Source organism: Gordonia mangrovi (assembly GCF_024734075.1).
In the GTDB taxonomy this organism is placed as follows: domain Bacteria; phylum Actinomycetota; class Actinomycetes; order Mycobacteriales; family Mycobacteriaceae; genus Gordonia; species Gordonia mangrovi.
Genome location: NZ_CP102850.1, coordinates 2,433,509 through 2,446,450 on the forward strand (window position 1 = coordinate 2,433,509; position 12,942 = coordinate 2,446,450).

Below are 12,942 nucleotides of genomic sequence, written 5' to 3' on the forward strand. Positions count from 1 at the left end.
CGTGACTGACACGACCGAGGATCTGGCCACCACACAGTCGGCCGCCACCACAGCGGGAAAGCTGGCCGATCTGCGCGAGAAGTTGGGCGCAGCAAAGGAACCCGGCGGCGAGAAGGCGATCGCCAAACGTGCGGCCAAGGGCATCTGCTCGCCCCGGGAGCGCCTCGAGATGCTGTTCGACCCGGGCACGTTCGTCGAGATCGGTGCCCTCGCCAAGATGCCGGGTGCCGCGCATTCCGGCTACGGCGACGGCGTGGTCACCGGCCACGGGCTGGTGCACGGACGGCCTGTTGCCGCGTTCTCCCATGACCAGACCGTGTTCGGCGGCACCGTCGGAGAGATGTTCGGCCGCAAGGTGTCTGCGTTGATGGAATGGGCCGGCAAGATCGGCTGCCCGATGGTCGGCATCAACGACTCGGCCGGCGCCCGCATCCAGGACGCCGTCACCTCGCTCGCCTGGTACGCCGAGATGGGCCGACGCAACCTGCTGTTGTCCGGTCTGGCCCCGCAGATCTCGGTGATCCTCGGCAAGTGCGCCGGCGGTGCCGTCTATACCCCGGCCAACACCGACATCCTGGTCGCCGTCGAGGACAAGAGCTACATGTTCGTCACCGGACCGGATGTGCTCAAACAGGTCAACGGCGAGGACATCTCGGCCGAGGACCTCGGCAGCGCCCACAACCAGGCGCGCTGGGGCAACATCCATCACGTCGCACCCGACGAACGCACCGCCTTCGACTGGGTGCGGGAGTACCTGCAGTACATGCCGTCGAGCGCCTACGAGCAACCGCCGGTGATCAATCCGGGGCTGGAACCGGAGGTCACCGAGTCGGATCTGTCGCTCAACGCGTTCATGCCCGACAACGACAACGCGGGCTACGACATGCACGACATCATCATCAAGCTCTTCGACGACGGCGCGTTCCACGAGGTCGGCGAGTTGTTCGCGCCGAACATCCTCACCGGCTACGCGCGCGTCGACGGCCGCTCGGTGGGAGTGGTCGCCAACCAGCCGAACGTGATGTCCGGCGTACTGGACACCGATTCGTCGGAGAAGGCGACCCGATTCGTGCGGATCTGCAACGCCTTCCGCATCCCGCTGATCTTCCTGGTCGACACCCCGGGCATCCTGCCGGGGCTGGCCGAGGAGCAGAAGGGCACCATCCGGCGCTCGGGTAAGTTCCTGTACGCCTACGTCGAGGCCGATGTCCCGAAGGTGACGGTGGTGCTGCGCAAGGCCTACGGCGGTGCGTATGCGGTGATGGGCTGCAAGCAGCTCGGTGCCGATATCAACCTGGCCTGGCCGAGCGCGAAGATCGCGGTGATGGGTGCCGAATCCGCTGCGGCGGTGCTGACGCGGCGGCAGACCGATGGGATGTCGGCGGCCGAGGCCGACAAGGTGCGCCGCGACTTCATCGACTTCTACAACACGATGATGGCCACCCCGTACCTTGCCGCCGAACGCGGCTACATCGACGCCGTGATCGAGCCCGCCGAGACCCGGCTACAGCTCCGGAAGGCGTTGGCGCAGTTGCGGGACAAGACCGAATACCGGACGCCCCGCAAGCACTACCTGATGCCGATCTGACGGCTCTTGGTGATCGGCCAATGTCCGCCGGGATCACCGCGCAGCGTCGTGGGGTGGATTATCCGGTCGGCGGCGTCCACCGGTGATCCCGCCGGACACGGGACGGGTACGAGTCAGTCGAAACGCCGCAGAATCGAGTGCACGGCTTGGGTGACGGTGAGCCGATCGTAACTCTGCACGAAGTCAAACGTGCGGTCGAGATCGCTTGCGCCGCTGTGCAGATCGCGTGCAGACAGCAGTGCGGCGAAGTGCGGACCGAGGACGGCGACGTTCCATTCGTTCACCAGGTCGTCGTCGGGATCGAGGGGCGCCCGATGCACGTTGCCGTCCCGGACGTCGGGCAGACCGACGCCGTACACGCCCGCGAGCCCGGTCTGCTCCGACATGTCACGCCACCGGTCGGCGGTGCGGCGAGTGAAGTGCTCGGCATGCTGAAAGGTGCCGAGCACGATCGACGCGCCTCCGATGGCGGCCTGGTGTTCGAGCGCCTTGCTCATCTCGATCAGCAGCCGCTTGTCTCCCAGGCGCGGGACGAGTGATGCCGCGGCGATCGCATACGGCGTGTGTTGATCCGGGGCGGGTGTGGACCACACCGGCATCTCCGGCAGCGGTACGACCGTGGAGGTGCGAAGCGCCGACGGGTTCTCGACCGACGGATAGAGGGCCCCGATGCCGAATGATGCCCCCATCGTCATCGCGATGACCCGACGGGCCTCGTCGTCGACGCCCTCGGCGACCACCACCGCCTGACTGCGTTCGGTGTGGGCGGCAAGCGTGTGCGCAAGCTGGGCCGACTCCGGGTTGGAGTTCTGGTCGAGGAGATCGGCCGCGGTGACGACGATATCGGGCTCGATCAGCGTCAGCAGTGTTGCGGCGTGGTCGCTGCTGGACAGCCCGTCGACGCAGATCACCTTGCCCGCCGCGCGCGCCTTGGCGACGCGCGCGAGGGTGCGTTGCGGGCTGCGCTCGACCGCGCTCGGTAACACCACCATCACGTGGCGTTCGAGCGCTTCGACGGTGTCATCGCCGAGTTCGTCGAACAGCTCGAGATCCAGCCCGACGAGCAGCGGCACGATCTTGGCCACCGATTGCGCCTGCACGCTGCGCGCCATGTCGCGGCGTCTGCGATCGATGGTGTGGTGTTGTTCCATCAGCCGCGCGGCTCGACGAAGCGCTTCCGCGGTGCCCAGCCGGGTTCCCGACGGCCCACGCAGTTGCAGTTCGACGGCGGCCAGCGCCCCGTCGGTCAGCCGGCACACCGGCGCGAACTGCATGTGGAGCTCCAGATCCTCGAACAGGGTGAACCCGCCCTCGGTTGCCGGTGCCTGCCTGACCTCGGGGGTCATGCGGTGACAGCGATCATCGGGCGCCTCCCGTCAGAGCTGCGAAATGCTCCGAGATGAGATGGGAGGATGCGGTGTCTTCACATCCTGTGCAGGGCAGACGAGCTGCCTGCGGCCAGGATAACAAAGCTCATGACAAGTCCCAGGGCGAGCGGGCCCGGTCAACCGGCCGAGCGGGCGGCAGCGGCGGCGGCGGTCTCGCTGGACTGCCCGGCGTTGGCGAGTTCGCCGGTGTAGCTCTCCAGATGGGCGCGGACGAACCACTGGAACTTCTCGAGTTCGGCGGTCTGGCCGATGAGGATGTCCTCGGTGATCGGGTCGAGCTTGCCGATCTGCTCGATCGCGGCGCGGTGGGAGGTGATGAACCCGTCGTAGACCAGGTCGAGGGCACCCAGGTGGGCCTGCGCGGTGTCGCGGCCGATCGAGTAATCGCCCCACGAGCGGTCGTCCTCGATGGCCTTGGCGGTGCCGCGCGGTGCGGAGCCCAGCGTGGCGATCCGTTCGGCGAGGGTGTCGGCGTAGCCGCGGACCAGATCGACCTGCGGGTCGATCATCTCGTGGACGCCGATGAAGTTGGCGCCGACCACATTCCAGTGGATGTGCTTGAGCGTCAGATGCAGATCGTTGAGCGCGCTGAGGCGTTCCTGCAGGCAAGCGGACACGGTGGTGGCTGATTCGGCGGACAGTCCGGGAGCGGTGAATGAGGTCATGTGCTCGACGCTAGGTCGATGTGCGCGCCCTGGACACCGTGCGACGACATCGGCAACCCAACCGACACGGACGTCACGGGAACATAACGCCTCAGACGATGGTGTGACCCACCAACAGTCCGATCGCGTAGGTCACGACCATGGCGATCGCCCCGCCGACCACCACCCGCACCATCGGTCGCCACGGCCGGGACCCGCCGAGCGCGGCACCGGTCGCGCCGGTCAGGGCCAAGGCGACGAGCACGGCGACGAAGGCGACCGGGATACGCCAGTCGGGCGCGGGGAGAAGGATCGCGATGAGTGGCAGCAGGGCGCCGATGGTGAACGCCACGGCCGACGACCCGGCGGCCTGCCACGGATTGGTCAGCTCGTCGGGATCGATGCCCAGCTCGACATCGACATGCGCCTCGAACGCATCCTTGTCGGTGAGTTCCGTGGCGACCCGACACGCGGTGTCATGGCTGAGCCCTTTCGCCTCGTAGAGGCCCACGAGTTCGTCGAACTCCTCCTCGGGCTGCTCGTCGAGTTCGCGACGTTCCTTGTCCAGCAGACTCTGCTCGGTGTCGCGCTGCGTGCTGACCGACACGTACTCACCCAATGCCATCGACACGGCACCGGCGGCGAGGCCGGCGATGCCCGCGGTGAAGATCGCGCCGCGGTCGGTGGTCGCGGCGGCGACACCGACGACGATGCCCGCGGTGGACACGATGCCGTCGTTGGCGCCGAGAACGCCGGCCCGCAACCAGTTCAGCCGATTGGACAGCGAACCCTGATGAGGTTCGCCGCTGTGCTGGTGCTCGGTCTCGGTGGCCATGGGTCAACTCAACTGGCACAGCACGATTCGCGCAAGGAAGGCAAACATTGCCTCAGCCGGGTGAGTCGTCGGCCCTTCGTGACGCACACTCGCTCCGTTCGCGTGCTCCTCAAGGGGCGGCTTGGCGCGCTGAACTGCGCTCATGCAATCTTGCATGTTAACATGCGCATATGCCCAAGACGGTGCAGATCAGAGACATCGATGACGATGTGTATGCCGCGTTGGCCCGCCGCGCCGCAGAGGAGGGGATCAGCGTGCCGGAGTTGCTCCGTCGGGAAGCCGCACGGTTGGCGTCGCGGCCGTCGGTCGCCGAGTGGTTGCGACGCACCGGGCGCCGCCCATCGCAGATCTCGACCGCAGATGCCTTGAGCTCGCTCGATGACTGGCGCGGACAGTGGCCCGATGCTCGTCGTTGACGCGTCATGCCTGTTCGAGGTGGTCGCCGACACGCCGCGCGCCGACGACATCCGCGCGCGTCTCGCAGCGGACACCGACCATGCCGCACCCGAGGTGATCGATGTCGAGGTACTCGGAGTGATTCGCGCCCAATACCTTCGGGGGCGAATGGACGACACGGCGGCAGTATTGGCGGTCGACGATCTGCAGGACTGGCCGGGTGAACGGCACTCACACCGGTGGATGCTCGACCGTGTGTGGGACCTGCGCGATTCGGTTCGCGGCTGGGATGCCTTCTACGTCACGCTCGCCGAGGCCATGGATGCCACCTTGATCACCATGGACGCGCGCTTGGCGCGAGCGCACGGCCCACGGTGTCGGATCGAGGTGCTCGGGCAGTGAACCGCCGTCACACGACCTGCCGTCAGAAGACTCTCAGCCCCAACCGTCGCCGCAACCGCAGGTCGAGGACGTAGGCGAAGAGCATGCCGCGCATGAGGCGTCCGGTTGCGGGATCGAGGGCGCGGGCCACGCGCAGCGTCTGGTCGTAGAGACGCTCGTCGTCGGCGGTCCAGCGCCAGTGCATCATGGCGCGGAACTCCGGTGGCAGTCCCGCGTTGATCAGGTAGTTCATCGGCCGACCGAGGACCTTGTGCGCCAACGTCCCCGCCGAACCGAACCGGTAGCGGAGAAAGGACAGGTCCGAGAGCTGTTGCAGGAGTGTGCGCACCGGTGGATCGATCGTCATATCCGCGAGTTCATCGTCCCAGTATCGTTGCAGCTCCGCATAGCTGTTCGGCCACTGGTCGGGGCGCACGTTCAACGTGGTCCCCAACCATCGGGCGTCGCCGACGATGCGCTCGCGTTCGTTCTCGGACAGCGGCCCGTACAACAGCTCGTACTGATCGACGAAATACTTCATCAGGCACACCGCGACCCACAACTGCAGACGCGAGTCGTTGGCGCTGTACCGAACCGGGCTCTCGGCGGTCGAGTAGACGAGGTCGTGGATGCGCCGCAGCTCCTCGTGGACGAAGCGTCGGTCCTCCTCGTCACCGAACAGCGCGACCGCCAGGAACGTACCGGTGGTGCGGGCCCGCTTGATCGGATGTTTGACCGCGCTGCCGGAGTCGACGCGGCTCTCCACCACCCCGTGCCCCACCTTCGGGTTGGCCAGCTGCATGATCACGTTCGCGCCGGCGATGGTGGGACCCAACCCCGTCACCAGGTCGCCGGTCCGGCGGATGCGGCGTCGGTGGCGAGATGCGCGGACATCCGCGACGTGCGCGTGCTGGTAGTGGTCGACGGTTGCCATGGCCCCATCATGCGTGCAGAACTCGCCTTCTGGGTCGGAAACCGACACGAAACGCAACGTCATGTAGACACAACCGTGACGTGCGATGCGGACTCAGTACCCGCTCGACCGCATCGGTGCCGGGTCGTAGAGTCCGGACCGGCGTGCCGTCCCGAGGTCGAGTTCGGCCGGCGGCGCCGGGTCGATCTCGGCGAAGCGTTGCAGCCCGCCCCAGTCGCGACCCCAGTTGTTGCGTAGGTAGGTCGGCAGCAGGGTCGGCGTGAGCATCGCCTCGGTGATGCCCAGCGGTCCGCCGGCCTTACCCGACATCCAGGTCTGGCTGTTCTTCCGCGTCGCCTCCGCGTCGGGCATGATCCGCCACTGCGGCACCTCGAGCACGCCGTTGGACACCGCCATCGGCTGTTGGCAGGGGAAGACCAAACCGGGCAGCCAGTCGATGAACACCGGATCGGTGGTGCCCACGACGTCGTTGAGTGTCTGCAGCGTGGTGACGCGGGGCGGGGTGATGGCCACCCATTCCGACGGTGCACCGGCGGTGTCGCGCACCTGAACGCGCACCACGTCCGCGCGCGGCGGAGCGTCGGCCAGCGGATAACGCAGGTTGCGCCAGATCGGCACCTCGCCGATGTCGATCGGCGACATCATCCCCACCGGGGTGACGCTGCCGTCGGCCTCGGTCCGGCCGAACTGCATGGTCACCTGCTGACCCGGATGCAGCACCCCCAGTCCGTCGACGGCCTCCACCGAGCCCGCGACGGCGATCGTCAGCAGCGGCGCATCGTCACTGCGGGGCGGTAGTTGGTACCAGTCGGTGGTCAGCGAGCCGGTGCCGGAGGGGGAGCCGTAGCTGCCCAGCACGGGGGTGTTCGCCGGGTTCAGGCCGAACGGCAGACTCACGGTGGAGCCATTGACGCCCCGCGCACCTTGGCCACCCTCGGTGCCGCCCTGCGCGGATTCGCTGGTCTCGGTGGACTCGTCGGCGCCGGCGCCGGTCTGAGCGGTGTTCTGCGCCGACGTCGTCGCGGCGTCCTGATCCTCGGTGGAGTCGATCGACAGCCGGTTGGGCACGCCGTTCGGGGTGAAACCGGGCGGGGTCGTGGAACCGGCCAGCGCCGCCGAGATGTCCGGTGCCGCACGCCCGTCGACGGCCGCCGGCGCCAGCAGCCCGGTATTCGGGTCCGCCTCCACCAGGACATCGTCGGCCAGCGCACACTCGTTGCCGGTCAACGCGCGGGCATTGGACTTCAGCCACGACCAGCTGTCGCGCTGCTCGTAGGCACCCTTGACGAAGGACAGCACCATGAAGATCACCATGAACGCCGAGATCACCGGGAGCGGTGAGAACTTCAGCTTCGACAGCCGGCCGGTGCCACCGCGGGTGCGGGTCTGCTCGTCGACGTAGTCGTCGCGGAAGTGGAACCACAGGCCGACCAGCGCGGTCAGGACCGCGATGACCAGAATGGCCCAGCCGACCTTGATCCCCGCGATCGACGGCGGCCGATCCCACCACGGAATGCCGAAGCTGCCCACGAACCACCAGCCGTTGGTGCCGGTGAACGAGATGGCGGTGACCCCGAGGACTGCGGCGGCGAAGAACGTCCGGTTGCGCCGGGAGCGCAGGATCGCCGGGGCCATCATGGCGCCGGCCGCAGCCGCCAGGCCACCGGCGATGCCGGCGTACACACCGAAATGGTGCGTCCATTTGGTGGGGGTGAACGCGATGAAGAACATCGTGCCCAGCGTGACCGCGATGAGCCGCCAGATCGGGGCGCGGGCAACGCCGTTGGGGTGCTCGCGACGCAGCAGCCGCAGCAGCACCACCACCAGGCACAAGATCATGATCAGCACACCGAACCGACGCGCGAGGGTGCCGTCGGCGGTCGGCAGGATCAGGTAGTAGTAGCGCACCGGTTCCGACCACCACTCCAGGGTGGGGCCGACGTCGGAGGCGACCTTGTTACCGGCGATGAGCGGCGCCAACGGTTGATCGAGGAAGATCTGATACAGCACGGCGGTGCCGGCGGCCAGGATCGGTGCGAGCAGGGGCAGCAGGCCGTCCCGGTGCCGTCGGGTCACCAACGTCTTGATGATCGGCCGGATGCCGGCGAGCAGCGCCGCGACGGCCATCAGTCCGCCCGGAGCGAGGGCGAGGGTGAATGCGGCGGTCACCACGGCGACGGCGTAGGGCAGCAACCGGCGGGTGGCGATGGCGCGTTCCACACAGCACCAGGTGAGCAACGCACCGACGGCCTCGGCCGGTTCGGGTCGCAGACCGTTGTTGTAGGGCAACCAGATCGCCAGGAACACGAACGCCGCCGACCACACCGCCGGGGTGCTGTTGCGGACCGCACGCCCGAGGCGCGGGATCACCTCCCGGCTGATCAGCCACCAGCCGAGCAGACCGAGCAGGAACGCGGGGAGTCGCATCCACGGCGCGGCGAGGCTGACGTGCGTCATCGCCGAGATGACCTGGAAATGCCAGCCGAACGGGTCCTGGGGCACACCGAAATAGCGGAAGTAGTTGTCTGCGTAGCCCGCTTCGCCGGCGATGCGGCCGACGGTGAAGTTGTAGCCGTCGTCGGAGGTGTTGGCCCCGGCGATCCACCAGAACGCGAGGATGGCGAACACCGCGATGTCCGGGCCCCGGATGGTCCACCAGCCCGACGGCAGGAAACGCTTGTGGCTGCGTCGGTCCGCGCGGTCGAGGACGCCGAGCGCGATCAGCGACAGGAGCGTCATGAGAATGCCGATCACGATCACCGCGACCTTGAGCGGCGAGGGGGTGCTGACGTAGCGGGTGTCGATGGTGGCGTGCAGCGACAGACCGTCGCGCGATGCGGTGTCCGGCAGGTCGGTGTAGACGCCGACGACCTGCGGTCGCATCTCGTGGTCCGGTACCGAGTAGGTGTGCAGGCCGTCGCCGCTGACGTTGTCGACGCGTGCCTGTACGCCGTCACCGTCGGCGTGGAACACGATGCGGCAGTCCGGGTTCGCCTGTGCCGCGGCGCGCGGCGTGGTGAGGATGACCACGTCACGGTCGGTGACGAGCAACGCGTCGGAGGTCGCACGGATCATCAGAGCCCGTGCCGCGGCGTCCTGCCCGCCGGCTGGGATGGTGGATAACAGCATGCCGCCGGAAGCGGGTAGCTCGGCCGCGAGTGCACACGGCACCGAGACGTCCATGTCGATCGGCACATACGACACCAACGGCGCGGCCACGTTGCCGACCCCGTCGCCCTGCGGCCAGTTCAGTTCCGCGGTGGACTGATTGACCGGCAGCAGCGGCGTGACGATCGCGAGGAGAAAGCCGAGCAGCCCGGCCACCGCCGCGACGATCTTGGCGGTCCGGTGATCGATGCGCGGCCGACGCTTGCCGGTCGAGGGCGCGTCGGTCGTCGGTGTGTCAGTCATCGGATTGCGGCTCCACCCTGATCGAACCGGTGCGCGACCAGCCCCATTGCGTCGATTGCGTTGTGTCCAGCGCGACGTCGGCGGCGTCCGGGACCAGCGGCGTGAGCCGTTCCAGCGCACCCCATTCCCGCGTCCAGTCGTCCTTCAGGTACGTCGGCACGGCCTGCGCCGACGTCGTCGACTCGGAGATCGACAGCAGCCCACCGTCGGCCCCGGCCTGCCACGTCTTCGACTGCGAGTTGGTGAACGGATAGTCGCCCATGATGCGCCACTGCGGCACCTCGGCCACCCCGTTGCTGATCCGCAGCGGTCGCTGGCACGGGAAGTGCGCGGCGACGATGAAGTCGATCAGGGTCGGCGCCTGCGACCCGACCACCTGCTGCAACGTCTGCAGGCGCGGTGCGCGCGGCGGTGTGACGGCGATGAACTGGTCGCGGCCCAGGTTGTTGTCGGCCAGATCCAATCGCATCACGGTGGCGCGCGGCGGTGCGGAACTCATCGGGATGCGCAGGTTGCGCCACGGCCGGTTGGTGATCACCGGTCCGGGATCGATCGGCAACACATCCGGGCCCAGCTGAACGAATTCCCCGTCCGGGCCGGGCCGGCCGAACTGCACCACCAGCTGCTGCCCGAAGATGCGGACCCCGAAGGTGTCGATGGTGGAGACCGCCCCCGCGACGCTGAACACCAGCAGCGGGGACACCGCGCGGTCGGCGGGCAGCTCGTACCAACCGGTGGTCATCCGCGCCTCGCCCGGGTACCCGTAGCTGCCGAGCACCGGGGTGGTGGCCGGGTCCAGGCCGTAGGGCAATGCGGCCGTCGACCCGTTCACGGTGCGCGGGCCACGCCCACCGGTGGTGCCGGCACCGAGACCTCCGGTGATCGCGAACGGCCGCGAGAAACTGGCCGACACGTTCATCTGGCCGGGCCGCTGGTTGCCTGGGTCGGGCAGCAGGTCGTTCGGGATGCCGCCGGGGGTGAAGCCCACCGGGTCGGCGCCGCTCAACGCGGCAGAAAGCGACTGGTCATCAGCCGGCTGCAGCATGCCCGCATTGGGGTCCGGTTCCACCAGCACCTCGGTGGCCATGCCGCAGGTGTTGCCACCGATGGCATCGAGATTCTCGGCGAGCACCGTGGTCGCCGGGTAGCGGGTGACCGCAGCCTTGGCGAAGACCAGCACCTCGGCGATCACCATCAGACCGGCGACCACCGCGATCGGTGAGGACGCCAGAAACAGTCGCCGCCGGTCGGCACGGCTCTCGTCGGGTCCCTCGCCGGCGTGCGCGAGACCCTTGTTCTCCACGTAGTCCAACCGCAGGTGCTGCCACACCGCGATCGCCGCGGCGATGACCGCCAGGATCAGGAACATCGTCGACACCGGCCGGCCGGCCAGCACCGGGGCGCGGTCGAACCAGGAGATGGCGTACTCGTAGGCGAACGGCCACGAGTTGTAGCCGGCCGTCGCAGCGGCCAGCGCGAACAGCAGGCCCGAGATGAACACGGTCAGGTTGCGGGCCGACCGTGCCGCCGACTGGGCCACCGCCAGTGTCGCGGTGGCCGCCAACGCCGCGGCGAGCCCGGCGAAGATGCCGAACTGGATCGTCCACTTGGTGGGGGTGAACGCCAGCAGCAGCAGCGTGACGCCCACGGCGCCGACGAGCCGCCACGCGGGGCCGGGATCGACCCCGCGGATACGGGTGCGTCGCAGCAGGACGGCCACCGTCACGATCAGCGCGGCGAGCAGCAGTAGCACCGGTACCCGGCGGGTGAGGGAGCCGTCGTCGGTGGTCACCGAGATGAAGTAGTAGCGCAGGTACTCCTGATGCCAGCTGATCACCGGACCCACCTGGTAGCGGATCTTCATCGCCTCCAGCACGGTGGCCAGGGTCTGGTCCCGAAACACCACCACCAGCACCAGCAGCCCGGCCGCGGTGATCGGCGCCAGCAACGCCACCGTGCCCGACTCGCGACGACGATCGAGCAGGACATGCAGCAGCGGCCGTGCCGACACCAGCAGGATGGCGATCGCGATCACACCGTGCGGGGCCAGCGCCAGAGTGAAGCCGGCGGCGATCGCGGCGAGCGCGGCGGGCAGCAACCGTCGGGTGGCGATGGCCTGTTCGGCCGCCCACCAGGTGAGCACCGAGCCGAGCACGATCATCGTCTCGCTGCGCAGGCCGCTGTTGAACGGCAGCCAGAAGGCGAGGAAGACCAGCGCGGCGGCCCAGATCGCCCAGCCGCTGCGGCGCACCGCCCCGCCGAGTCGGGGCAGCAGGACGCGGCTGAGCACAAACCACGAAGCCAGCCCGGCCAGCAGGGGCGGGATGTGCATCCACAGCAGCGACGGGGAGATGGCCGACCAGTGCGCCAGGAAGCTGTAGTACCAGTCGAACGGCGCCTCGGGGATGCCGTACCAGCGGTAGTAGTTCGCGAGGTAACCAGAGGCGTCGGCGGTGCGCCCCATGTTCAGGATGTAGCCGTCGTCGGCGGTACCGGCGCCCAGCACGGTCCACACGAGCAACGTTCCGGTGACGACGATGTCGGCGGGGCCGGGCACGGCGAGCCGCCATCGTGAGCGGGTGCGCTGTCCGATCCGGCGGTGATAGCCGTGGATGCGGTCGAGGAGCCCGAGCGCGACCAACGCCACCAGCACGGCGATCACCGCGAGCACCATCACGACCAGTTTCAGCGCGGTCGGTGAGCTGACGTAGCGGTTGTCGATCTCGACATGCACCCGCAAGCCGTCGTCTCCCGCAGCCGCGGCCTGTGCGCCGGACAGGTTGGAGAAGATGCCGTCGACCTGCGGGCGTTTGTCCGGCGGCAGGGTCGTCGGCTCGCCGAGTCCGACGAATTGCGCGCCGGGACCGGACGGCCGGGAGAAGATTCGTAGGTCACTGCATTGCGACAGCGTCTCACGCGGCGTGCTGGCCGCGAGAGTGTTGCGGAAGGTCACCGACACGCTGTCGGAGCCGGCGGTGACGTAGAGGGCCGACGACCTGCTCCGGGGGGCGTCGGTCGGCATCGTCGTCAGCACTTCGCCGACCGGTGCGGAGGCGAGCACGCTGCACGGGATGGTCGCGTCGACCGATTGTGGGGTCTGCGCGATCAGCGGCGCCACCACCGACGACGATTCGGCAGACAGTTGCTGGCCCTGCGGCCACTCGAAGGAGGCGTCGGTGGATTCGACCGGCAGGAACGGGGTGATTACGCACAGGACGGCCCCGACGATGCCGGCGACGATCGCCACCGTGCGTGCGGTGCCCGCGGACACCCTGGCTCTGGGCTGCGCCACGTCGGACGCAGCGTTCGGGGCTGTCACAGGCACGATGTCTGATGCTAAGCGACTTCGCTGCGAGTACCTAGTT

9 protein-coding genes are annotated in these 12,942 nt (G+C 68.3%); 3 read left to right on the forward strand and 6 right to left on the reverse strand.

Annotated elements, in window-relative coordinates:
* The first annotated feature begins 1 nt into the window (after position 1).
* Positions 2 to 1,588, forward strand: coding sequence for an acyl-CoA carboxylase subunit beta (locus NWF22_RS11035; RefSeq protein ID WP_258321388.1), 1,587 nt, complete (start codon positions 2 to 4; stop codon positions 1,586 to 1,588).
* A gap of 113 nt (positions 1,589 to 1,701) precedes the next feature.
* Here the strand turns inward: NWF22_RS11035 and NWF22_RS11040 are convergent, their stop codons facing one another.
* From NWF22_RS11040 to NWF22_RS11050, 3 genes are all read right to left on the reverse strand, one after another.
* Positions 1,702 to 2,934: a DICT sensory domain-containing protein gene (locus tag NWF22_RS11040; RefSeq protein ID WP_160901750.1), complete on the reverse strand. Its 1,233-nt coding sequence runs from the start codon at positions 2,932 to 2,934 to the stop codon at positions 1,702 to 1,704.
* A 158-nt stretch (positions 2,935 to 3,092) separates the two neighbouring features.
* On the reverse strand, positions 3,093 to 3,641 hold the full coding sequence (locus tag NWF22_RS11045) for a Dps family protein (RefSeq protein ID WP_160901751.1): 549 nt from the start codon (positions 3,639 to 3,641) through the stop codon (positions 3,093 to 3,095).
* A 91-nt stretch (positions 3,642 to 3,732) separates the two neighbouring features.
* Positions 3,733 to 4,455 carry a VIT1/CCC1 transporter family protein gene (locus NWF22_RS11050; RefSeq protein WP_160901752.1) on the reverse strand — a complete coding sequence of 241 codons (723 nt, stop codon included), beginning with the start codon at positions 4,453 to 4,455 and terminating at the stop codon, positions 3,733 to 3,735.
* Between the two features lie 170 nt (positions 4,456 to 4,625).
* Between NWF22_RS11050 and NWF22_RS11055 the strand changes: the two genes are divergently transcribed.
* Positions 4,626 to 4,871: a FitA-like ribbon-helix-helix domain-containing protein gene (locus NWF22_RS11055; protein WP_160901753.1), complete on the forward strand. Its 246-nt coding sequence runs from the start codon at positions 4,626 to 4,628 to the stop codon at positions 4,869 to 4,871.
* Positions 4,858 to 5,253 carry a type II toxin-antitoxin system VapC family toxin gene (locus tag NWF22_RS11060; protein WP_160901754.1) on the forward strand — a complete coding sequence of 132 codons (396 nt, stop codon included), beginning with the start codon at positions 4,858 to 4,860 and terminating at the stop codon, positions 5,251 to 5,253. Before NWF22_RS11055 ends, NWF22_RS11060 begins: the two co-directional genes overlap by 14 nt.
* 22 nt (positions 5,254 to 5,275) lie before the next feature.
* On the opposite strand, the gene NWF22_RS11065 is transcribed toward NWF22_RS11060, so the two are convergent.
* The 3 genes from NWF22_RS11065 to NWF22_RS11075 form a co-directional block, all read right to left on the reverse strand.
* Positions 5,276 to 6,166 carry an oxygenase MpaB family protein gene (locus NWF22_RS11065; RefSeq protein ID WP_160901755.1) on the reverse strand — a complete coding sequence of 297 codons (891 nt, stop codon included), beginning with the start codon at positions 6,164 to 6,166 and terminating at the stop codon, positions 5,276 to 5,278.
* Between the two features lie 93 nt (positions 6,167 to 6,259).
* Complete coding sequence (locus NWF22_RS11070; RefSeq protein WP_160901756.1) at positions 6,260 to 9,577, reverse strand: arabinosyltransferase domain-containing protein; 3,318 nt, start codon at positions 9,575 to 9,577, stop codon at positions 6,260 to 6,262.
* On the reverse strand, positions 9,570 to 12,902 hold the full coding sequence (locus NWF22_RS11075) for an arabinosyltransferase domain-containing protein (protein ID WP_160901757.1): 3,333 nt from the start codon (positions 12,900 to 12,902) through the stop codon (positions 9,570 to 9,572). The genes NWF22_RS11070 and NWF22_RS11075 overlap by 8 nt, the downstream gene beginning before the upstream one ends.
* Positions 12,903 to 12,942 lie beyond the last annotated feature (40 nt).

Excerpts from the sequence above, each read along its gene's own strand:
- NWF22_RS11060 (WP_160901754.1), top strand. The coding sequence starts at position 4,858 with ATGCTCGTCGTTGACGCGTCATGCCTGTTCGAGGTGGTCGCCGACACG.
- NWF22_RS11040 (WP_160901750.1), bottom strand. The coding sequence starts at position 2,934 with ATGACCCCCGAGGTCAGGCAGGCACCGGCAACCGAGGGCGGGTTCACC.
- NWF22_RS11055 (WP_160901753.1), top strand. The coding sequence starts at position 4,626 with ATGCCCAAGACGGTGCAGATCAGAGACATCGATGACGATGTGTATGCC.
- NWF22_RS11050 (WP_160901752.1), bottom strand. The coding sequence starts at position 4,455 with ATGGCCACCGAGACCGAGCACCAGCACAGCGGCGAACCTCATCAGGGT.
- NWF22_RS11070 (WP_160901756.1), bottom strand. The coding sequence starts at position 9,577 with ATGACTGACACACCGACGACCGACGCGCCCTCGACCGGCAAGCGTCGG.
- NWF22_RS11065 (WP_160901755.1), bottom strand. The coding sequence starts at position 6,166 with ATGGCAACCGTCGACCACTACCAGCACGCGCACGTCGCGGATGTCCGC.
- NWF22_RS11045 (WP_160901751.1), bottom strand. The coding sequence starts at position 3,641 with ATGACCTCATTCACCGCTCCCGGACTGTCCGCCGAATCAGCCACCACC.